This is a genomic window from Delftia sp. PX-1 (genome assembly GCF_055797465.1).
In genome coordinates this window covers 279,411-299,440 of the sequence record NZ_CP184763.1, presented here as the reverse complement: position 1 = coordinate 299,440, position 20,030 = coordinate 279,411, and the positions used below count along the sequence as shown (strand labels likewise).

The 20,030-nt window shown below is 68.2% G+C and carries 20 protein-coding genes; 8 read left to right on the top strand and 12 right to left on the bottom strand.

What is annotated here, in order from left to right; translation table 11 throughout:
- Positions 1-7 precede the first annotated feature (7 nt).
- Positions 8-814, top strand: coding sequence for an IclR family transcriptional regulator (locus ACN20X_RS01335; protein WP_016448668.1), 807 nt, complete (start codon positions 8-10; stop codon positions 812-814).
- Positions 815-949: 135 nt separating this feature from the next.
- Complete coding sequence (locus ACN20X_RS01330) at positions 950-1,723, top strand: SDR family oxidoreductase (RefSeq protein WP_473210216.1); 774 nt, start codon at positions 950-952, stop codon at positions 1,721-1,723.
- A gap of 92 nt (positions 1,724-1,815) precedes the next feature.
- On the opposite strand, the gene ACN20X_RS01325 is transcribed toward ACN20X_RS01330, so the two are convergent.
- The 12 genes from ACN20X_RS01325 to ACN20X_RS01270 form a co-directional block, all read right to left on the bottom strand.
- Complete coding sequence (locus tag ACN20X_RS01325; protein WP_013800141.1) at positions 1,816-2,115, bottom strand: HigA family addiction module antitoxin; 300 nt, start codon at positions 2,113-2,115, stop codon at positions 1,816-1,818.
- 42 nt (positions 2,116-2,157) lie between these two features.
- Complete coding sequence (locus ACN20X_RS01320; RefSeq protein WP_016452144.1) at positions 2,158-2,439, bottom strand: type II toxin-antitoxin system RelE/ParE family toxin; 282 nt, start codon at positions 2,437-2,439, stop codon at positions 2,158-2,160.
- Positions 2,440-2,568: 129 nt separating this feature from the next.
- Complete coding sequence (locus ACN20X_RS01315; protein ID WP_016452145.1) at positions 2,569-3,744, bottom strand: ABC transporter substrate-binding protein; 1,176 nt, start codon at positions 3,742-3,744, stop codon at positions 2,569-2,571.
- A 55-nt stretch (positions 3,745-3,799) separates the two neighbouring features.
- Positions 3,800-4,507: an ABC transporter ATP-binding protein gene (locus ACN20X_RS01310; RefSeq protein WP_016448672.1), complete on the bottom strand. Its 708-nt coding sequence runs from the start codon at positions 4,505-4,507 to the stop codon at positions 3,800-3,802.
- The gene (locus ACN20X_RS01305) at positions 4,494-5,258 is read right to left on the bottom strand and encodes an ABC transporter ATP-binding protein (protein ID WP_016452146.1); all 765 of its coding nucleotides are present in this window, start codon (positions 5,256-5,258) and stop codon (positions 4,494-4,496) included. The genes ACN20X_RS01310 and ACN20X_RS01305 overlap by 14 nt, the downstream gene beginning before the upstream one ends.
- Positions 5,245-6,219, bottom strand: coding sequence for a branched-chain amino acid ABC transporter permease (locus tag ACN20X_RS01300; RefSeq protein ID WP_046238969.1), 975 nt, complete (start codon positions 6,217-6,219; stop codon positions 5,245-5,247). Before ACN20X_RS01300 ends, ACN20X_RS01305 begins: the two co-directional genes overlap by 14 nt.
- Entirely contained in the window at positions 6,220-7,083 is an 864-nt protein-coding gene (locus ACN20X_RS01295) for a branched-chain amino acid ABC transporter permease (protein ID WP_016448674.1), read from the bottom strand.
- 220 nt (positions 7,084-7,303) lie between these two features.
- Positions 7,304-8,242: a LysR family transcriptional regulator gene (locus ACN20X_RS01290; RefSeq protein ID WP_016448675.1), complete on the bottom strand. Its 939-nt coding sequence runs from the start codon at positions 8,240-8,242 to the stop codon at positions 7,304-7,306.
- 123 nt (positions 8,243-8,365) lie between these two features.
- On the bottom strand, positions 8,366-9,352 hold the full coding sequence (locus ACN20X_RS01285) for a YihY/virulence factor BrkB family protein (protein WP_473210215.1): 987 nt from the start codon (positions 9,350-9,352) through the stop codon (positions 8,366-8,368).
- A 70-nt stretch (positions 9,353-9,422) separates the two neighbouring features.
- On the bottom strand, positions 9,423-10,988 hold the full coding sequence (gene garD, locus ACN20X_RS01280; RefSeq protein ID WP_473210214.1) for a galactarate dehydratase: 1,566 nt from the start codon (positions 10,986-10,988) through the stop codon (positions 9,423-9,425).
- A gap of 188 nt (positions 10,989-11,176) precedes the next feature.
- The gene (locus ACN20X_RS01275; protein WP_017405277.1) at positions 11,177-12,175 is read right to left on the bottom strand and encodes a Bug family tripartite tricarboxylate transporter substrate binding protein; all 999 of its coding nucleotides are present in this window, start codon (positions 12,173-12,175) and stop codon (positions 11,177-11,179) included.
- Between the two features lie 47 nt (positions 12,176-12,222).
- On the bottom strand, positions 12,223-13,539 hold the full coding sequence (locus tag ACN20X_RS01270) for a glucarate dehydratase family protein (protein ID WP_017405276.1): 1,317 nt from the start codon (positions 13,537-13,539) through the stop codon (positions 12,223-12,225).
- An 87-nt stretch (positions 13,540-13,626) separates the two neighbouring features.
- Between ACN20X_RS01270 and ACN20X_RS01265 the strand changes: the two genes are divergently transcribed.
- The 6 genes from ACN20X_RS01265 (at position 13,627) to ACN20X_RS01240 (ending at position 20,029) form a co-directional block, all read left to right on the top strand.
- Positions 13,627-14,415, top strand: a complete 789-nt coding sequence (locus tag ACN20X_RS01265) for a FadR/GntR family transcriptional regulator (protein WP_016452152.1) — start codon at positions 13,627-13,629, stop codon at positions 14,413-14,415.
- A 165-nt stretch (positions 14,416-14,580) separates the two neighbouring features.
- On the top strand, positions 14,581-15,558 hold the full coding sequence (locus tag ACN20X_RS01260) for a Bug family tripartite tricarboxylate transporter substrate binding protein (protein ID WP_013800130.1): 978 nt from the start codon (positions 14,581-14,583) through the stop codon (positions 15,556-15,558).
- Between the two features lie 48 nt (positions 15,559-15,606).
- Positions 15,607-16,518 carry a 5-dehydro-4-deoxyglucarate dehydratase gene (gene kdgD, locus ACN20X_RS01255; protein WP_016448682.1) on the top strand — a complete coding sequence of 304 codons (912 nt, stop codon included), beginning with the start codon at positions 15,607-15,609 and terminating at the stop codon, positions 16,516-16,518.
- Positions 16,519-16,576: 58 nt separating this feature from the next.
- Positions 16,577-17,536, top strand: a complete 960-nt coding sequence (locus ACN20X_RS01250) for a Bug family tripartite tricarboxylate transporter substrate binding protein (RefSeq protein ID WP_212645520.1) — start codon at positions 16,577-16,579, stop codon at positions 17,534-17,536.
- 120 nt (positions 17,537-17,656) lie between these two features.
- The gene (locus ACN20X_RS01245; RefSeq protein ID WP_016448684.1) at positions 17,657-18,646 is read left to right on the top strand and encodes a 2-hydroxyacid dehydrogenase; all 990 of its coding nucleotides are present in this window, start codon (positions 17,657-17,659) and stop codon (positions 18,644-18,646) included.
- A gap of 45 nt (positions 18,647-18,691) precedes the next feature.
- The gene (locus tag ACN20X_RS01240) at positions 18,692-20,029 is read left to right on the top strand and encodes an enolase C-terminal domain-like protein (RefSeq protein ID WP_473210213.1); all 1,338 of its coding nucleotides are present in this window, start codon (positions 18,692-18,694) and stop codon (positions 20,027-20,029) included.
- Position 20,030: the final 1 nt, after the last annotated feature.

Below are 20,030 nucleotides of genomic sequence, written 5' to 3'. Positions count from 1 at the left end.
TCGGCGCATGCCGCCCTCCTCCCTTCCTTCAGCCCCGCCAGGCGACGAAGACCGCAACTTCATCGTCGCACTGGCGCGCGGGCTGGACGTGCTGTCGTGCTTTCGCTCCGGCGAGAAGCTGCTGGGCAACCAGGACATCGCCAGGCGCTGCGGACTGCCCAAGTCCACGGTCTCGCGCCTGACGCACACGCTGACCACGCTGGGTTACCTCATCCATGTGCCCGAAGAGGGCAAATACCGCCTGGGCACGGCCACGCTGGCGCTGGGCAGCGCCATGCTCTCGCGCCTGGACGTGCGCCAGATCGCGCGCCCGCTGATGCGCAAGCTGGCGGCCGCCACCGATGCCGAGGTGGCCCTGGCCACGCGCGACCGGCACAACATGGTCTACATCGAGCACTGCCCCAGCGCGCGCTTCATGCACCGCGACCTGGACATGGGCTCGCGCATTCCCCTGGCCACCACGGCCGTGGGCCGTGCCTGGCTGGCCGCCAGCCCCGCGTCCGAGCGCCAGCGCGCGCTGGACTATCTGCAGTCTCACGCGCCCGAGCAATGGGCCGCCGCACAGGCCCAGCTGCCGCTGTGGCCGGAGGCAGGCAACCAGCCCCAGCCCTGGCTGTCGCGTTCGTTCGGCGACTGGCAGCCCGAGGTCAACGCCATCGCCCTGGCCTTCTCGCCGGGGCGCGGCCTGCCGCTGATGGCCGTCAGCCTGGGCGGGCCCTCGCGCTTCGTCACGGCCGACGCGCTGCGCCAGGACGGCGTGCCCGCGCTGCAGCGCATGGTGCGGCGGCTGCAGCAGGACATCGACAGGGCCTGAACGCCTGTCCCGCAGGTGCCCGCGCGGTACCGCTCAGCACGGCAAAGTAGCCAAGACGACAGCGTGCACGGTGCCGGCGCCCTAGCATGCAGGTGTTGCTCAACCACCAGAAACCCAAGCCAGGAGACATACAGCATGAGCGTGAAAGCATTGTTCGACCTCACGGGCAGGACCGCCCTGATCACCGGAGGCTCGCGCGGCCTGGGCCTGCAGATGGCCGAGGCGCTGGGCGAGATGGGCGCCCGGCTCGCCATCACGGCGCGCAAGTCCGACGAGCTGGCCGAGGCCAAGGCCCACCTGCAGGGCCTTGGCTACCAGGTCGAGACCTTCACCAACGACCTGCAGAAGTTCGACACCATCCCCGCCCTGGTCGAGGACGTGCTGGCGCGCTGCGGCGACATCGACATCCTCGTCAACAACGCGGGCGCCACCTGGGGCGCCAAGGCCGAGGAATACCCGGACGAGGCCTGGAACAAGGTCATGAACCTCAACGTCTCCGCGCCCTTCTTCCTCACCCGCGAAGTGGCCAGGCGCGTGATGATCCCCAAGGGCCGGGGCAACGTGATCATCACGGCCTCGGTCGCGGCCTTCAAGGGCACGCCGTCCGGCATGAACACCGTGGCCTACAACACCTCCAAGGCGGCCGCCGTGCACCTGGCGCGCACCCTGGCCTCGGAATGGGGCCACTACGGCATCCGCGTCAACTCCATCTGCCCGGGCTTTTTCCCCAGCAAGCTGGCCAACGGCCTCATCGACAAGCTCGGCGACCAGCTCATCGCCCGCGCCCCACTGCGACGCATCGGCGGCGAGGAGGACCTCAAGGGCGCCGTGGTCTACCTGGCGTCCGATGCATCGCGGCACATGACGGGGCAGGCGTTGGTGCTGGATGGTGGAGCGAGCTTGTTGTAAACAACGCAGCCCTGCAATGAGAAAGGCCCCTGTACCGCGGTGCAGGGGCCTTTCTTACGTGAGCCGCTGCGCAGCGACTCAGCATGTCTTCTTCAAGCCTGCAGAGCAAAGGGCTCGATGGACTCCAGGTCGTCGCCTATGGCCTCGCGCGCGATATCGGCGTCGTACTGGCTTTGCAGATTCATCCAGAACTCCACGGACGTGCCAAAGAAGCGCGCAAGGCGCAGCGCCGTATCCGCGGTGATGGAGCGGCCGTTCTTGACGATGGCCGCGATGCGTGTCTGCGGGACATGGATGGCCTGGGCCAGGCGGTATTGCGTCAGGCCCATGGGCTCCAGGAATTCAGTGGCCAGGATTTCGCCTGGCGTGGGGAGGTTCAAAGGTTTGTTCATGGTCAGCACTCCTGCGCCAGATCCAGGATCAACGCTTTCGCTTCAGTGGTAATCGACGATCTCCAGCTGACTCGGGCCTTCATGGGTCCACACAAAGCACACGCGCCACTGGTCATTGATGCGGATGCTGTGCTGCCCCTTGCGGTCTCCGTGCAGCGCCTCCAGCCGGTTTCCGGGCGGGACCCTCAAGTCCTGAAGCACATGAGCGGCATGCAGCATCCGAAGCTTGCGCAGCGCAACCACTTCAATGCTGCTCCACCGACGCACCCGCCTCTGCTGGAACAGTTGCTCGGTGTCGGGGCACTTGAATGACTGGATCGTCATGGAAGCAAATAATAACGTGCCGCGTCAGTAACGTCAAACGCAAGTACCGGACAACTGAGTCCACAAGAAAGCGCCTGGGCCAGATCAAGCTGGCACCAGGCGCTTTCGGTCGAAAAACTGAGCGGCGCTCTACTTGTTCGCCACCGTCATCACCGCCTCGATCTTGCCGTCGCGCACAGCGGCGCCGCGTTCCGTGGTCAACGTGCCGCCGCGATCATCCACGCCCTTGACGCCGCCGGGGTTCACGTCGGGGCGCAGGGATTTGTAGGCTTCGTCGAGCTTGGCGTGGATGGCCTTGGTGTCCGAGGCCGAGCCGGCCAGTTGCATGGCCTTGACGGTGGCGTGCACGGCCGTGTAGTTCCATTGCGCCTCCGAGCCGGGGATGCGGCCCGGGTAGACCTTGCCGAAGCGTTCGACGAAGGCCTTGTTCTCGGGCTTGGTGTCCTCGGAGACGGGCATGACGCCGATGGCGCCTTCCAGCGGCGCATAGCCGCCGACCACGCGGGCCATTTCGTCGAGCTTGGCCTGGTCCATGACCACGAAGCCGCCCTTGAAGCCCAGCTCGCGCGCCTGCTTGACGACCAGGGCCGTGGGCTCGGAGGCACCGCCCACGAAGAGCACGTCGGGCTTTTCGGCCAGGGCCTTGCTCACGCCGCTGTAGAAATCGGTGGCGCGGTTGTAGCTCATGGCGTTCTCGGCCACCACGGTGCCGCCCAGCTTTTCCCAGCCGGGCTTGAAGGCGGCGACCCAGGCCTTGGCGTAGTCGTGGTCGGCGCCCACCAGGGCCACCTTCTTGCCGAAGCGGCCCATCACGTACTTGGAGAACGGGTCGATGTACGAGGTGAACTCGGGCGGGATGCGCAGGGTCAGCTTGTTGCCCCGGTTGGTGATCTGCGGCACCGAGCTGTAGGCCAGCACGATGAAGTTGCTGCGCTCGTTGGTGGTCTGCAGCGCGAAGATGCCGCCCGAATGCGGCACCAGGATGGCCGCCGTCTTGTGCTGCTGCACCAGGCGCTGGGCGTTGATCGCGGTCTCGGACGGGTTGTACTTGTCGTCCAGCGGAACGATCTCGATCTTGACCTTCTTGCCACCGATCTCGGGCGCTGCGGCATTGATCTCGGAGACGGCCATCTGCATGCCGTCGAGCACGTTCTTGCCGTACTGGGCAGCGCCGCCCGACAGCGGGCCGGAGTAGCCGATCTTGACCACCTCCTGCGCCAGCGCGGGGCCGGCGGCGGCCACGGCGGCGCAGGCCAGGGCCAGCGTGCCCACCCTGCGGCGGGTCAATGGTGCGAATGCTGTCATGTCTGTCTCCTTGGATCGTTGGTGGTGGTGGCTTGGGTAGAGGCAAGAGGCGGCGTCATGCGCCGATGTAGGCCTTGCGGATGGAGTCGTCGGCCAGCAATTCGGCGGGCCTGCCCTCGCGCACGATGCGGCCGCTTTCCATCACATAGGCGCGGTGCGCGATCTTCAGCGCCGCATAGGCGTTCTGCTCGGCCAGCAGCACGGTGGTGCCGGCCGCGTTGATGCGCTGTATGGCCTCGAACATCTGCTTGATGACCAGGGGCGCCAGGCCCAGCGAGGGCTCGTCCAGCAGCAGGGCCTGGGGCCGGCCCATCATGGCGCGGCCGATGGCCACCATCTGCTGCTGGCCGCCCGACAGCGAGCCGGCCGGGTCGTGCTGCTTCTCGCGCAGGATGGGAAACAGCTCCATCACCTCCTGCAGCGTCTTCTGGCTGGGACCGGGGTCGCGGCGGTGCACATAGGCGCCCAGTTGCAGGTTGCGCAGCACCGACATCTGGGGAAACAGCTTGCGCCCTTCGGGGCACTGCACCACGCCGGACTGCACGATGGCCGAAGGCTTGCGCCCGGCCAGCTCCTGCCCGTTCCAGACGATGGAGCCGCCCGCGGCCTTGTGGATGCCGCTGGCCGTGAGGAACAGCGAACTCTTGCCTGCGCCGTTGGCGCCCAGCAGCACCACCAGCTCGCCCCGGTCGGCATGCAGGCTCACGCCGTCCAGCGCCAGGAAGCTGCCGTAGCGCAGCGACACGTTCTCAAACTTCAGCATGCTCGCTCCCCAGGTAGGCATCGATGACGGCGGGGTTGCGGCGTATCTCCTCGGGCGTGCCCTCGGCGATCTTCTCGCCGTAGCTGAGCACCAGGATCTTGTCGGCCAGGCTCATGATCATGCCCATCTTGTGCTCGATCAGCGCCACCGTGATGCCGTGGCGCACCAGCTTGCGGATCAGCTCGGCCAGGCCCTCGGTCTCCTCGGGGTTGACGCCGCCGGCGGGCTCGTCGAGCAGCATCAGCTTGGGGTCGGTGGCCAGGGCCAGCGCGAAGGCCACGCGCTTGCGCTCCTCCTGCGTGATGTCGCCCGCAATGCGGCCGGCCACGTGCGACAGGCCCACGAAGTCCAGCGCGTCGCGCGCCTTTTCGCGGCACACGCGCTCTTCCTCGCGCAGGCGGCTGGAGCCGCGCAGCACATCCCATAGCCCTGAGCGCGTGCGCAGCCGGTGGCCCACGATAAGGTTGTCCAACACCGTGGCGCGGTCGAACAGCGCCGTGGTCTGGAAGGTGCGCGCCACGCCCAGTTTCGCCACCTGGTCGGTGCGCAGCGAGGTCACGTCCTGGCCATTGAAGGTGATGGTGCCCGAGGTGGGCTTGTGCACGCAGCTGATCAGGTTGAAGAACGTGGTCTTGCCGGCGCCGTTGGGGCCGATGATGGCGTTGATGCGGCCTTCCTCGATCACGGTGCTGACATCGCTCACGGCGGCCAGTCCGCCGAACCGCTTGGTCAGGTGGTCAATCTTGAGCATGCGGCTTGCCCTCCTTGGCATTGCGGCGCGCGCGCCAGGCGGTGACGCTGCCCACCACGCCGTAGGGCATGAAGATCACCAGCATCACGAGAATGGGGCCGAAGACGATGAAGCGGTACTCCTGCAGGAACTGCAGGTACTGCGTGATCCAGGGCATGCCGATGGCGCCCAGCAGCGGCCCCAGCACCGTGCCCATGCCGCCGACCATGGCGAAGATCATCATGTCGAAGGTGTGGTGCACGCCCGCCATGTCCGGCCCGATGAAGCGCACGAAGCCCGCATACAGGCCGCCCGCCACGCCCGCGTAGACCACGCTCAGCATGAAGGCCAGCACCTTGTTGCGCATGAGGTTGATGCCGAGCGCCTCGGCCAGCTCGTCGCTGTTGCGGATGGCCATGAAGGTGCGGCCCAGCAGCGACCGGACGATGCGCCGCATCACCCAGACCGAGGCCACGAGGAAGGCCAGCACCAGGTAGTACAGCGCCAGCGGCGACTCGAAGCTCAGCGCGCCCAGGGCCTCGGGCGCGGGGATGCCCATGATGCCCACGGTGCCGTGGGTCAGGCCCTCCCACTTCTCGATCACGAGGAACATGATGTAGCCCACGCACAGCGTGAAGATGGAGAAGTAGTGGCCCTTGAGCCGCAGCGAGACGATGCCGATCAGGTAGCCCAGCACCGCGCACACCACGCCCGACATCACCAGCCCGCCCCAGAACGGCCAGCCATGGTCCACCGTGAGAATGCCCACGGTATAGGCGCCCGCGGCCATGAAGCCCGCATGCGCGAGGTTGAGCTGGCCCGTGTAGCCCGTGATCAGGTTCAGGCCCAGCGTGGCGATGGCGAAGATGTAGGCCGTGCTCATCACCGTGAGGTGGTAGTCATTGCCCGCCAGCCAGGGAAAGGCGATGCCGGCGGCCAGCAGCAGGCCCCAGGCGATGCGGGAGTCGATGAATCCGTTCATTCAATGACTCCTCTTGGCGAACAGGCCCTGAGGGCGCAGCGACAGGATCACCACCAGCAGCACGAAGGCGATGATGTCCTTGTAGTCGGTGGAGATGTAGTAGGCGCCGAAGCTCTCGGCGAAGCCGATGATCAGCCCGCCCAGCACGGCGCCCGGGATGCTGCCCATGCCGCCCAGGATGATGATCACGAAGGCCTTGGTGATGACCAGGTGACCCATGGCCGGATAGACCAGGTTGATGGGCGCATACAGCGTGGCCGCCACGGCCGCGAGCACGCCCGAGATGGCAAAGGTCAGCATGGATACGCGGTTGGCGTCGATGCCCACCATCGATGCGCCCTCGCGGTTCTGGGCCATGGCGATGATGGTCGAGCCCGTGGTGGTGCGCGTCAGGAACAGGTGCAGCGCCACCATCAGCGCAAAGGCCGCGACTATGATCAGCAGGCGCTGCGCAGGCGCCGTGATTCCGCCCATCTCCACGATGGAGGTATAGGGCGTGGGCATGCGCTGGAAGTCCGCGCCCCACAGCGCCTGGGCTCCGGCCTCCAGGAACAGCAGCAGCCCGATGGAGGCGATCTTGGGATGCAGGGGCGAGGCCTTGCGCAGCGGATGGAAGATCAGCCGCTCGCTGACGATGCCCAGCACCGCCACCGCCACCGCCGCCACCAGCATGGCCGCCCAGTAGCCCCAGCTCCAGGCCACCATGGCCTGGAAGGCCACGAAGGCGCCGATCATGTAGAAGCCCCCGTGCGCGAAGTTGGGCACGTGCAGGATGCCGTAGACCAGGGTCAGGCCCAGGGCCACGAGGCCATAGATGCCGCCCAGGGTCAGTCCATTGAGCACTTGCTGCAGGAAGACGTCCATCACCGCCTCCCGCCTGCCGCCGCCGGTGGCCGCCACCGGACCAGGGTCTGTTCTCGCATTGCCTTGCCTCCTTGTTTGCTGTGAACCAGCTTAGGAGGCGGTGCCGTGCACCATCAACCCGAAGATTCCGCACAGCGGAATTCACCTGGGAAACCCCGAGGCGCAAACCGCTGCGGCAGTAACCTAGATGACAGGCGCAGGCCGGCAGGAGCGGGGAACGCTAGATGGACAGCGCCGGCAGGTTCTCGGGCAGGCCCTGCATGGAGCGCTGCGTGTGCTCGGCCACGAAGTCCAGGAAGCTGCGCACGCGCGCCGGCATGAACTTGCGCGTGGGCAGGGTGGCGTAGAGCGTGAATCGGCCCGTGGTCCATTCGGGCAGCACATGGCGCAGCCGGCCCGAGCGCAGGTGGCGCGCGATCAGGTCCAGCGGCTGGGTGCTGATGCCCGCGCCGTCCAGCGTGGCGCGCAGCAGCGTGCCCGTGTGGTTGGCCACCAGCACGGGGCGCACGGCCACCTCGACCTCGCCCGCGTTGCCGTCGAGCCGGCGCATGCGCAGCATGTCGGAGCGGCCCTGGATGCGCCGGCGCAGCAGGCACTGGTGGCCGGCCAGGTCCTCGGGCACGACAGGCACGCCATGGGCGTCCAGGTACTCGGGCGCGGCGCAGGCCAGGCCGCAGGTGGTGACGATGGGCCGGGCCACCACGTTGCCGTCGTAGCCCTCCTCGGCATTGACGAAGGTGATGTCGTATTCGCCCACGGCCGCCTCGCTGGCCGACTCCACGAAGACCTCGATGCAAATGCGCGGATGCAGGCGGTGGAAGTCCGCCACCAGCGGCGCCAGCACATGCTCGGCGAACACGGGCGGCGTGAGCACGCGCACGGCGCCAGACAGCTCCAGCGTGTGCGCCTGGGCCAGGCTGAAGGCGTCCTCCACATCGGCCAGGATGCCGCGCACGCGCTCCAGGTAGGCCTCGCCAGCCTCGGTCAGCGAGACGCTTCGCGTGGTGCGCTGCAGCAGCCGCGTGCCCAGGTGCTGCTCCAGGTCGGCCACCAGGCGCGTGACCGTGGGCACGGACATGTCCAGGCGCCGCGCCGCCGCCGAAAACCCGGCCTCGTCGGCCACGGTCTGGAATACCCGCATGGTCTGCAATCGGTCCATCTTGTCCTTGGCCCCCGGCCTTGGTGCCAGGGGACTTTGCTGCATTGTTCCATTGCCCAAACGCCTGCGCCGCGGCTTTGCGGGCCGCGGCGCAGGCGTTCATCTTCGTCGAAATGCGGGAACTCAGCCCTTGCCGCCCGGAGTGTCCCCGGCGCTGGCCGCCTCGGCGGGCGGCGCCCAGCGGATGGGGTGGGTGAAGCGCACGCCGGCATCGCTGAAGGCCTTGGCAGTGGCGGCCGACAGCAGCAGGATGGCCGAGGAAAAGTAGATCCACATCAGCAGCACCACCAGCGAGCCCGCCGCGCCATAGGCCGAGACCACGGCCGCCGTGGCCAGGTACCAGGCCAGGGCCTGCTTGCCCAGCGTGAACAGCAGGGCGCCGATGATGGCCCCGAAGATCAGATAGCGCAGCCGGGGCTTGGGGCCGCCGCCTATGCGCATCAGCCCCACGAAGAGCAGCACGGTGATGCCGAAGGACACGCACTCGTTGATCAGGCTGACCAGCGGCCCCAGCGGCTGCATCTGCAGCTTGGTGCCGGCCCAGTTGGTGATCAGCTGGATGGCCGTGGACAGGGCCATGGACACCAGCAGCAAGAAGCCCAGCGCCAGCACATAGGTCAGGCCGCGCAGCCGCAGCGCGGCCATGCGCCACCACACGGCCTTGGGCGGCGGCGGCTCGCCGTTCGAGGTCCAGAGCCTTTCCAGCGCGGACTGCAGCTCCACGAAGACACCGGTGGCGCCCGACATCAGCAGGATGAAGCCGAACAGCGAAGCCAGCCGCCCCTCGTCGGGCCGCTGGGCGCTTTCCAGCGCGCCGCGCACCACCTGGGCGCCGCGCTCGCCGATCACGTCCTGCACCTGGTCGATGAGCTGGTGCTCCACATAGCTGCGGTCCACCCACCAGCCCAGCAGGCCGACCAGCAGCAGCAGCAGCGGCGCCAGGCTCAGGATGCCGTAGAAGGACATGGCGGCGCTCATGCGCAGGCCATCGGCGTCCAGCCACAGCTGCACGGCGTTCCACATGGCGCGCAGCGGGTTCAGTTCAAGCAGCCGGTCCAGGTGTGCGGACCAGGACGAGGCGGGGGGAGTTTCCGGGGTATCTGAGGGCATGGCCCCCATTGTGCGCAGCGGCGCACCGGCGCCCTGTCAGCCTGTGCCGACAGGGGCCTGTGCGCGTGGCTCAGGTCACGGGCGCTGGATTGAACAGCACCAGGGCGTTGTGCAGCTTCCACTGCTCGGCCCAGGTCTTCCTGCGGCCGCTGGCCACGTCCAGCATCAGGCGGAACATCTCCCAGCCCACGTCCTCGATGCTGGCCTGGCCCTCGGCAATGCGGCCCGCGTTCACGTCCATCAGGTCATGCCAGCGCCGCGCCAGGTCGCTGCGCGTGGCCACCTTGATCACGGGCACCTGGGCCAGGCCGTAGGGCGTGCCCCGGCCCGTGGTGAACACATGCAGGTTCATGCCGGCGGCCAGCTGCAGCGTGCCGCAGATGAAGTCGCTGGCCGGCGTGGCTGCATAGACCAGGCCGCTTTGGATGCCCCGGTCGGCCAGACGCTGGCCCGGCGACAGCACGCCGGTGATGGGCGCCGTGCCGCTCTTGATGATGGAGCCCATGGCCTTCTCGACGATGTTGGACAGGCCGCCCTTCTTGTTGCCCGGCGTGGTGTTGGCGCTGCGGTCCACGCGGCCCTTGTCCAGGTAGGCGTCGTACCAGGCCATCTCCTCGATCATGGCCTGGGCCACCTCGGGGCTGGAGGCGCGCGAGGTGAGCTGGTCGATGCCGTCGCGCACCTCGGTCACCTCGCTGAACATCACGGTGGCGCCTGCGCGCACCAGCAAATCGGTGCAAAAGCCCACGGCCGGATTGGCCGTGACGCCGCTGAACGCATCGCTGCCGCCGCACTGCACGCCCACCACCAGGGCGCTGGCCGGCACGGTCTCGCGCCGGCGCGCGTTCAGCCGCTCCAGATGCACCCTGGCGCGGCCCATGATGGAGTCCACCATGGACATGAAGCCCACATGCGCCTCGTCCTGCAGGCAGACCACGTCCAGCGCGGGCTCTCGCTCATCGACGATGGGGAAGGACCCCGGCGGCAGCAGCCGCTCGGGCTGCAGCTTCTCGCAGCCCAGGCTCACCACCATCACCTCGCCGCCGAAATTCGGGTTGTGGCTGATGTTGCGCAGCGTGCGCTGCGGAATCTCTGCGCCCACGGCATCGATGGCCACGCCGCAGCCATAGCTGTGCTCCAGGCCCACCACATCGTCCACGTTCGGATAGCGCGGCAGCAGCTCGGCCTTGATGCGGCCCACCGCGTAATCCAGCACCCCGGCCACGCACTGCACCGTGGTGGTAATGGCCAGGATGTTGCGCGTGCCCACCGTGCCATCGGCATTGCGGTAGCCCTCGAAGGTGTAGCCCGTCAGCGGCGGCAGCTCGGGCGGCTGCACCGTGGCGATCGGCAACCCCTCAAGAGACAGCGCCCCCGGCATGCGCAGCAGCCGCTCATGCACCCAGCTGCCCGCGGCAATGGCCTGCAGCGCATAGCCGATCACCACGTTGTAGCGGCGCACCTCGCCGCCCTCGGCAATGTCCACCAGCGCCACCTTGTGCGCCTGCGGCACCTTGTCGACCAGCACCAGCCCCCCGGGCATCACCGTGCCCGCAGGCAAACCCCCGTCATTGGCCACGATGGCCACGTTGTCGGCCGGATGCATGCGGATGGAAAGAGGAAGTGGGGTACTCATGGCAATGTCTCAATTTTCTAAAGGGCTGGCACTACAGCAGTAAAGCAGCTGGCACAGCCCACGCAACCGGCGCGGCCCAAGGCGAGGGACACCAAGCAAGGGCCTACGCCGGCCGCGCCGCCCCGCAGCGAGGGTGTCGTCCCCCTCCGCGAAGCGAGAAGGGGGAAGGCGCGAAGCGCCTCAGGGGGTCACTCTGCTTTTATTCCAGCAGCCTTGATCACCTTCCCCCACTTGACCACCTCGGCCTTCTGGAACTCGCCCAGCTCGGCCGGTGTCATCTGCGAAGGCAGCATGCCGAAGTTCTTCAGGCGCGCCTGCACCTCGGGCGTGGCGACGATCTTCATGATCTCCGCATGCAGCCGCTCCACGATGGGGCCCGGCGTGCCTGCGGGCGCGAACACGGCCTGCCACGATCCCATGTCGAAGCCCTTCTCGCCGGCCTCGGCAATGGTGGGCACATCGGGCAGGGATTCCAGGCGCTTGGAGCTGGTCACGGCGATGGGGCGCAGCTTGCCGGCCTGCACATGGGGGCCGACGACCAGGGCGGTGTCGAACATCATGTCCACCTGGCCGCCGATCACGTCCTGCACGGCCGGGCCGCTGCCCTTGTAGGGCACATGGGTGAACTTCACGCCCGTCTGGTAGCCCAGCAGCTCCAGCGCCATGTGGTTGGAGGTGCCACTGCCCGGCGAGGCCGAGGTCAGGCCGCCCGCCGCTGCCTTGGCCTTGCTGGCGGCCAGCACGTCGGCCAGCGTCCTGTAGGGGCTGGAGGCCGGCACCACCAGCACCAGCGGGCCCGAGCCCAGCATGGCCACCGGCGTGAAGGACTTGACCGGGTCGTAGTCCAGCTTGGCGTACAGGCTCACATTGATGGCGTGCGAGCTGATGGTGCCGCCCAGGATGGTGTAGCCATCGGCCGGGGCGCGCGCCGCAATGGCCGAGCCCACGCTGCCGCCCGCGCCGCCCTTGTTCTCGATCACCACGGGCGTGCCCAGGGCCTTGCTCAGCGGCTGGGCGATCACGCGCGCCAGCGTATCGGTATTGCCGCCGGGCGGGAACGGCACCAGGTAGGTGATGGGCTTGCCCGTGGGCCAGTTGCCCTGCGCTGCGGCCGGCATGGCGGCCAGGGCCGTGCCCAGCAGCAGGGCGCTGGCGAGGGAATGTTGGATGAGTGTGCGGCGTTGCATGGTGCTTGTCTCCGGGTTTGTGTCGTTGGAATCGTGTGAAAGCGGGTTCAGAAGCGCGGCTGGTGGCCGGTGAACGCGGGGTCGTACTTGCGCATCTGCCCCAGGTCGTCGCGGTTGCGGATGCCGCAGTGCAGGTAGTTGTCGTGCAGGCGGGCCAGGGCCTCGCGGTCCAGCCGCACACCCAGGCCGGGCGCCGTGGGCACGCGCAGGCTGCCCTGCTCGAACTGCAGCCGGCCGCCCTCGACCACTTCCTCGTCCTGCCAGGGGTAGTGCGTGTCGCAGGCATAGGTCAGCAGGGGCACGCTGGCGCACAGGTGCGTCATGGCCACCAGGCTGATGCCCAGGTGGGAATTGCTGTGCATGGACAGGCCCAGGTCGAAGGTGCGGCACAGCGTGGACAGGCGCTGCGTGGCGCGCAGCCCGCCCCAGTAATGGTGGTCGCTGAGCACGATCTTCACGGGGCAGCCCATGTCGGCGTTGCGGCGGAACTCGGCAAAGTCCGTCACCACCATGTTGGTGGCCAGCGGCACATCGCACTCGCGCGCCACGGCGGCCATGCCGTCCAGGCCCGGCGCCGGGTCCTCGTAGTACTCGAGCACGCCCTGCAGCTGCTGCACGATCTTCAGGCTGGTCTCCACCGTCCAGTTGCCATTGGGATCGATGCGCAGCGGCGTGCCCGGAAAGGCATCGGCCAGCGCCAGGATGCCGGCCGCCTCCTGCCCGGGCGGCAGCGCGCCGGCCTTGAGCTTGATGCTCTGGAAGCCGTACTGCGCAATCATGCGCCGCGCCTGCTCCACCAGCTGCTGCGGCGCCAGGGCCTCGCCCCAGGCGTCGGGCGAAGAATCTGGCCCATAGGGCCTGTCGATGTGCTCGGCGTACTTGTAGAACAGGTAGGCCGAGAACGGCACGCTGTCGCGCGCCGCCCCGCCCAGCAGGTCCACGATGGGCGCCCCGGCCATCTGGCCCTGCAGATCCAGCATGGCGACCTCGAAGGCGCTGACCACCTTGGCCACGGTCTTGGACACATGCGTGCCCGGCGCCAGCGACACCTGCTGGCCCAGGAACTCCGACGCCGTCAGCGCAGGCGGCGCCACCAGGGCCGCGACGCGGGCCTCCATCTCGTTGAGCGCCCAGGGCGACAGCCCCACCAGCGCGGGCGCGGCCTTGGCCAGCGCATCGAGCATGGGCTGGTCGCCGTAGCTTTCGTTGATGCCGACCAGGCCCGAGGCCGTCTCGATCTCGATGATGGAGCGCAGCGCCCAGGGCTCGTGGATGCCGGCCGCATTGAGCAGCGGCGGATCGCGGAAGGCAATGGGCGTGATGCGGACGTGGCGGATCGCGTGGGTCGCTTGGGAGGTGCTCATCTGGACTGCGGACGGGGTCGGAAAATCGGAAAAATCTGCGAAAGCGTTGACGTCTTGTGATACGTTGTCGTACAACTTGGAGAGATTATGATCAGCACCATGGAAAGTTCGGCAAAGGGATTTCCCGCATCACCCCCAACGATCGAGCTTCCCCTGCGAGGAAAGTCCGGTCGCAGCGGCCGCAATCTGGCCGCCCTGCTGTTCGACGAGTTCGCGAGCAAGATCCGCAACGGCCTGCTGGCCGAAGGCGAGAAGCTGCCCACGGAATCGTCGCTGGTGCAGACCTACGAAGTCAGCCGCACCGTGGTGCGCGAGGCGCTGTCGCGCCTGCAGGCCTCGGGCCTGGTGGAGACGCGCCATGGCATAGGCACCTTCGTGCGCGCCGCCCAGCCCGCATCCACGCTGATGCTCAATGCCGACGAGCTGACGGCCGCCGTGGACGTGATGGCCGTGCTGGAGCTGCGCATCAGCCTGGAGACCGAAAGCGCCGGCCTGGCCGCGCTGCGCCGCAGCCCCGAGCAGCTGCAGGGCATACGCACGGCGCTGCAGGCCTTCGAGATCGCCTTTGCGCGCGGCGAGGACACGGTGGCCCATGACCTGGCCTTCCACACCCAGATCGCCGAGGCCACGGGCAACCGCTACTTCGGCGACATCCTGCGCCACTTCGGCGCCCAGCTGATTCCGCGCACGCGCATCGCCTCCATCCACCAGCCCCAGCGCGACCCCGACTACCTGCGCCGCGTCAACCGCGAGCATGAGGAAATCCTCGCCGCCATCGAGCGCCAGGACGCCGACTCGGCCCGCGCGGCCATGCGCATCCACCTGACCAACAGCCGCGAACGCCTGCGCCTGGCGCAAAAGACCAGCGCCTCCTGACGCCTTCTGGGCATCCTGGACCGCCCTGCGCCCTGCGGGACCGATGGCGCCGGCACAGGAATTCAGACAACCAAGGGAAAACCCTTTATCACGGCATGCATGTCTCGGTTGAAAATTCGCTCCAGTTGTACGACAACTGACAACATAAAACCCGGAGACAAGAGCATGACCCTGAGCCGAAAGCAATTCCTGCGCGCCGCTGGCGCCACCGCCCTCGTGGCCACCGGTGCCGGCGCGCTGGCCCAGAGCAACTGGCCCACGCGGCCGCTGCGCCTGGTGGTGCCCTACCCGCCGGGCGGCAGCTCGGACATCATTGCGCGCGCCATCGGCCCGCTGCTGTCGGCAGAACTCAAGCAGCCCGTGGTCATCGAGAACAAGCCCGGCGCCAACGGCAACCTGGGCGCCGACATGGTGGCCAAGGCCCAGCCCGACGGCCACACGCTGATGCTGTGCGACCTGGGTGCGCTGGCCATCTCGCCCTCGCTCTACACCAAGCTGTCCTTCGACCTGTCCCGGGACCTGCGCGGCACCGCCATGCTGGCCTACTCGCCCCACCTGCTGGTGGTCCACCCCTCGGTGCCGGCCAACAACCTGCAGGAGCTGGTGGCCCTGTCCAAGAAGGAAGACCTGAGCTTTGCCGTCACCGCCACGGGCAGCGCCCCGCACCTGGCCGGCGTGGAACTGGCGCGCGCCACGGGCGCCCGCTGGGAATACGTGCCCTACAAGGGCGGCGTGCAGTCCATCCAGGACACGGTGGCAGGCCAGACCCAGGTGCTGATGAACGGCATGCTGGCCACCTACCCCCATGTGCAAAGCGGCAAGCTCAAGCTGCTGGGCCTGTCCAAGGGCACGCGCATGCCGCTGGCCGCCAACGTACCCACCATCGCCGAGCAGGGCGTGCCCGGCTTCGAGACCGGCACCTGGCAAGGCGTGGTCGTTCCGGCCAAGACGCCCGAGGCCGTGGTCCAGCGCCTGCATGAGGCCCTGATCACCGCCATCCGCTCGCCCGAGGTGCGCGCCCGCCTCACGGGCCAGGGCGCCGAGGTCGTGACCATGAACCCCGCCGAGACCGCGCGCTTCCTGACCACCGAACGCCAGCGCTGGCAAAAAGTGGTTCAGACAGCCGGTTTGAAGCTCGACTGATTCCACCCCTTTTTCTTTCTTCCCCCCCCCCTTGTTCCCGAGAGCACCATGACCCCCCAAGACCTCAAAGACGTGATGAGTTCCGGCCTGCTGTCCTTCCCCGTGACGGACTTCGACAGCAACGGCAACTTCAATGCCAAGGGCTATGCGGCCCGCCTCGAATGGCTGGCCCCCTACGGCGCCAGCGCGCTGTTCGCGGCCGGCGGCACGGGCGAGTACTTCTCGCTGTACGGCGAGGAATACGGCCAGATCATCAAGACCGCCGTGGACACCTGCCGCGGCAAGGTGCCCATCATCGCGGGCGCCGGCGGCCCCACGCGCACGGCCATCGCACACGCCCAGGAGGCCGAGCGCCTGGGCGCCCACGGCGTCCTGCTGCTGCCCCACTACCTGACCGAAGCCGGCCAGGAAGGCCTGATCGCCCATGTGGAGCAGGTCTGCAAGAGCGTGAAGTTCGGCGTCATCGTCTACAACCGCGACCGCACCCGCTTCACGCCCGAATCGCTGGCCATCCTGGCCGAGCGCTGCCCCAACCTGGTGGGCTTCAAGGACGGCATGGGCAACATCGAGACCATGTCCTCCATCTTCATGACGATGGGCGACCGCTTCGCCTACCTGGGCGGCCTGCCCACGGCCGAGGTCTATGCGGCCGCCTACAAGGCCCTGGGCACGCCCGTGTACTCCTCGGCCGTCTTCAACTTCATCCCCAGGACGGCGATGGCGTTCTACGAAGCCGTGCGCACCGACGACATGGCCACGCAGCACAAGCTGCTCAAGGAATTCTTCATGCCCTACCTGAAGATCCGCAACCGCGTCGAAGGCTACGGCGTGAGCATCATCAAGGCCGGCGCCAAGCTGGTGGGCCACGACGCCGGCCCCGTGCGCGCCCCGCTGACGGACCTCAAGCCCTCCGAGCTGGAAGAGCTCAAGGCCCTGATCGACAAGCTCGGCCCCCAATAAGCCACAAGACCGGGCGCAGGGGCCAGTCCGGCCCTTGCGCCCCCCAGGAGACAAGAACATGAAAAAGATTCTGATCGCGCTGGGTGCCGCACTGGCCCTCACGGCGCAGGCGGCCGGCAGCTTCCCGGACAAGGCCGTCAACATCATCGTGCCCTTCCCGGCTGGCGGCTCCACCGACACCGTGGCCCGCGCCATGGCCCTGAGCATGGGCGAGCAGCTGGGCAAGCCCTTCGTGGTGGAAAACCGCCCCGGCGCCACGGGCACCATCGGCGCGGGCGCCGTCAAGCGCGCACCGGCCGATGGCTACACCCTGCTGGTGGCCTCGCTGGGCCCCTTCGTGGTCACGCCGCACCTGGTCAAGAACGTGCCCTATGACGCAGGCAAGGACTTCGACTACATCACCATCCCCGTGCAGGCGCCCAACGTGCTCGTGGCCAGCCCCGCGCAGAAGGCCCGCACCGTGGCCGAGGTCATCGCCGCGCTCAAGGCCAACCCCGGCAAGATCAGTTTCGCGAGCTCGGGCAACGGCTCCTCGGACCATCTGTCGGCCGAGCTGTTCTGGCAGCAAAGCGGCACCGAAGGCATGCACGTTCCCTACAAGGGCGGCGCCCCGGCCATCACCGACCTGATCGGCGGCCAGGTGGACTTCTCGTTCCAGAACGTCAACGCCGTGCTGCCCCATCTGCGCAGCGGCAAGCTGCATGCGATCGCCGTGACCGGCAGCCAGCGCTCGCCCGTGCTGCCCGATGTGCCCACGCTGGCCGAGGCCGGCGTCAAGGGCGCCGAGGTCTATTCCTGGCAAGGCCTGGCCGCGCCCAAGGGCCTGCCCGCCGATGTGAAGGCCAAGCTGGCCAAGGCCGCCATCGCCTCCGTGCAGCAGCCCGACATCCGCAAGCGCTTCGTGGAGCAGGGCCTGGAGATCGTGGGCAACACGCCCGAGGAATTCACGCGCTACCAGGCCCAGGAATCGGAGCGCTGGAAGCAACTCATCCAGACAAGAAAGATCACCGCTGATTGAGCTGGAAACAACGGGCCGGCCCCGGGGCCTTTGCCCGCCGGCCTTTGCCCGCTGGCCTGCGCACCGCAGGCCCTTTTCACCGGGGCTTGCAGCCCCCGCAAGTTCCAAGGATTCCAAGGCATGGCGACCTCCCGTCCACGCGTTCTCCAGTTCGGCAAGATGCCGCTGCCCCAGCTCGATGCCGAGCTGGCCCAGGCCTATGAGGTGACGCTGCTGTCCGAGCAGCCCGACCGCGAGCGCTTTCTCGCCGAGCACGGCGCGCAGTTCGAATACCTGGTCACCTCGGCCGCCATGGGCGTGCCCGCGAGCGTGGTGCAGGCCCTGCCCCAGCTGCGCTTCGTGAGCAGCTTCGGCGTGGGCTTTGACGCGCTGGACCGCGAGTCCCTGCTGCGCCAGGGAGCCCGCGTGGGCTACACGCCCGGCGTGCTCGACGACTGCGTGGCCGACATGGCCTTCGCACTGCTGCTGGACGCCGCGCGTGGCCTGAGCGAGTCCGACCGCTTCGTGCGCCGGGGCGACTGGAGCCAGGGCCGCTTCGGCATCCGCACGCGTGCCAGCGGCAAGCGCCTGGGCATCTTCGGCATGGGCCGCATCGGCTCCACCGTGGCGCGCCGCGCGGCCGGCTTCGACATGGAGGTGGCCTATCACAACCGCCGCCCGGTCGAGGGATCGCCCCACCTCTACCAGCCCTCGCTGCTGGAGCTGGCGCGCTGGGCCGACTTCCTCGTCATCACGGCCGCAGGCGGCGACGGCACGCAGCACCTGGTCAACGCCGAGGTGCTGGACGCTCTGGGCCCGCAGGGCTTTCTTGTCAACGTGGCGCGCGGCAGCGTGGTCGACGAGGCCGCACTGGTCCAGGCCCTGCAGCAGGGCCGCATCGCGGGCGCGGGCCTGGATGTGTTCGAGGACGAGCCCCGCCCCCATGCCGAGCTGCTGTCGCAGGACAACGTGGTGCTTGCGCCCCACATCGCCAGCGGCACGCATGAAACCCGCCGCGCCATGGCCGACCTCGTGCTGCGCAACCTGGCGCAGTTCATCGCCACGGGCCGGCCCGAGGCCGAGGTGCCCTGGTCGGCCGCGCAGCAGCCGGCCACCGCCGCCACCGCATAGCCCTTTTTTTCCCAGAGACCGATCCAAACGATCCAAGAGCACGCCATGTCCTCCACCCCGACCATCACCGAGATCGAAGTCATTCCCGTCGCCGGCCGCGACGGCATGCTCATGAACCTCAGCGGCGCGCATGCGCCCTACTTCACGCGCAACATCGTGCTCGTGCACGACAGCGCGGGCCACACCGGTGTGGGCGAGGTGCCTGGCGGCGAAGGCATACGCCAGGCGCTGGAGGACAGCAAGGCGCTGCTCATCGGCCAGTCCGTGGGCAACCACCTCAAGCTGCTGCAAAACGTGCAGCAGGCCCTGGCCGGCCGCGACACGGGCGGGCGCGGCCTGCAGACCTTCGATCTGCGCATTGCCGTGCATGCCGTCACCGCCGTGGAGTCGGCCCTGCTGGACCTGCTGGGCCAGCACCTGGGCGTGCCCGTGGCGGCCCTGCTGGGCGAAGGCCAGCAGCGCGACCGCGTGGAGATGCTGGGCTACCTGTTCTTCACCGGCCCCACCGACAGGACCGACCTGCCCTACGTCAGGCCCGGCGAAGACCAAAGCGGCAGCGACGACTGGACGCAGGTGCGCCACATGACCGCCATGGACCCGGCCGCCATCGTGCGCCAGGCCGAGGCGGCGCATGCGCGCTACGGCTTCAACGACTTCAAGCTCAAGGGCGGCGTGCTGGCCGGCGAGCAGGAAGTGGAGGCCGTCACCGCGCTGGCCAGGCGCTTTCCGCAGGCGCGCGTCACGCTGGACCCCAACGGCGGCTGGCTGCTCAAGGACGCCATCCGCCTCATGCGCGACATGCACGGCGTGCTCGCCTATGCCGAAGATCCCTGCGGCGCCGAGAACGGCTTCTCGGGCCGCGAAGTCATGGCCGAATTCCGCCGCGCCACCGGTCTGCCCACGGCCACCAACATGATCGCCACCGACTGGCGCCAGATGGTGCATGCGCTGTCGCTGCAGTCCGTGGACATCCCCCTGGCCGACCCGCATTTCTGGACCATGGCCGGCTCCGTGCGCGTGGGCCAGACCTGCCGCGACTGGGGCCTGACCTGGGGCTCGCACTCCAACAACCACTTCGACATCTCGCTGGCCATGTTCACCCACGTGGCCGCCGCCGTGCCCGGCAAGGTCACGGCCATCGACACGCACTGGATCTGGCAGGACGGCCAGTACCTCACCCAGAACCCGCTGCAGATCAAGGGCGGCTTCGTCGAGGTGCCCAAGACCCCGGGCCTGGGCGTCACCGTGGACCGCGCCGCGCTGCAGCGCGCCAACGCCCTGTACCTGGAGCACGGCCTGGGCGCCCGCAATGACGCAATGGCCATGCAGTACCTGATTCCCGGCTGGACCTTCGACAACAAGCGCCCCTGCATGGTCCGCTGAC

Excerpts from the sequence above, each read along its gene's own strand:
- ACN20X_RS01335 (WP_016448668.1), top strand. The coding sequence starts at position 8 with ATGCCGCCCTCCTCCCTTCCTTCAGCCCCGCCAGGCGACGAAGACCGC.
- ACN20X_RS01330 (WP_473210216.1), top strand. The coding sequence starts at position 950 with ATGAGCGTGAAAGCATTGTTCGACCTCACGGGCAGGACCGCCCTGATC.
- ACN20X_RS01325 (WP_013800141.1), bottom strand. The coding sequence starts at position 2,115 with ATGAACAAACCTTTGAACCTCCCCACGCCAGGCGAAATCCTGGCCACT.
- ACN20X_RS01320 (WP_016452144.1), bottom strand. The coding sequence starts at position 2,439 with ATGACGATCCAGTCATTCAAGTGCCCCGACACCGAGCAACTGTTCCAG.
- ACN20X_RS01315 (WP_016452145.1), bottom strand. The coding sequence starts at position 3,744 with ATGACAGCATTCGCACCATTGACCCGCCGCAGGGTGGGCACGCTGGCC.
- ACN20X_RS01310 (WP_016448672.1), bottom strand. The coding sequence starts at position 4,507 with ATGCTGAAGTTTGAGAACGTGTCGCTGCGCTACGGCAGCTTCCTGGCG.
- ACN20X_RS01305 (WP_016452146.1), bottom strand. The coding sequence starts at position 5,258 with ATGCTCAAGATTGACCACCTGACCAAGCGGTTCGGCGGACTGGCCGCC.
- ACN20X_RS01300 (WP_046238969.1), bottom strand. The coding sequence starts at position 6,219 with ATGAACGGATTCATCGACTCCCGCATCGCCTGGGGCCTGCTGCTGGCC.
- ACN20X_RS01295 (WP_016448674.1), bottom strand. The coding sequence starts at position 7,083 with ATGGACGTCTTCCTGCAGCAAGTGCTCAATGGACTGACCCTGGGCGGC.
- ACN20X_RS01290 (WP_016448675.1), bottom strand. The coding sequence starts at position 8,242 with ATGGACCGATTGCAGACCATGCGGGTATTCCAGACCGTGGCCGACGAG.
- ACN20X_RS01285 (WP_473210215.1), bottom strand. The coding sequence starts at position 9,352 with ATGCCCTCAGATACCCCGGAAACTCCCCCCGCCTCGTCCTGGTCCGCA.
- garD (WP_473210214.1), bottom strand. The coding sequence starts at position 10,988 with ATGAGTACCCCACTTCCTCTTTCCATCCGCATGCATCCGGCCGACAAC.
- ACN20X_RS01275 (WP_017405277.1), bottom strand. The coding sequence starts at position 12,175 with ATGCAACGCCGCACACTCATCCAACATTCCCTCGCCAGCGCCCTGCTG.
- ACN20X_RS01270 (WP_017405276.1), bottom strand. The coding sequence starts at position 13,539 with ATGAGCACCTCCCAAGCGACCCACGCGATCCGCCACGTCCGCATCACG.
- ACN20X_RS01265 (WP_016452152.1), top strand. The coding sequence starts at position 13,627 with ATGATCAGCACCATGGAAAGTTCGGCAAAGGGATTTCCCGCATCACCC.
- ACN20X_RS01260 (WP_013800130.1), top strand. The coding sequence starts at position 14,581 with ATGACCCTGAGCCGAAAGCAATTCCTGCGCGCCGCTGGCGCCACCGCC.
- kdgD (WP_016448682.1), top strand. The coding sequence starts at position 15,607 with ATGACCCCCCAAGACCTCAAAGACGTGATGAGTTCCGGCCTGCTGTCC.
- ACN20X_RS01250 (WP_212645520.1), top strand. The coding sequence starts at position 16,577 with ATGAAAAAGATTCTGATCGCGCTGGGTGCCGCACTGGCCCTCACGGCG.
- ACN20X_RS01245 (WP_016448684.1), top strand. The coding sequence starts at position 17,657 with ATGGCGACCTCCCGTCCACGCGTTCTCCAGTTCGGCAAGATGCCGCTG.
- ACN20X_RS01240 (WP_473210213.1), top strand. The coding sequence starts at position 18,692 with ATGTCCTCCACCCCGACCATCACCGAGATCGAAGTCATTCCCGTCGCC.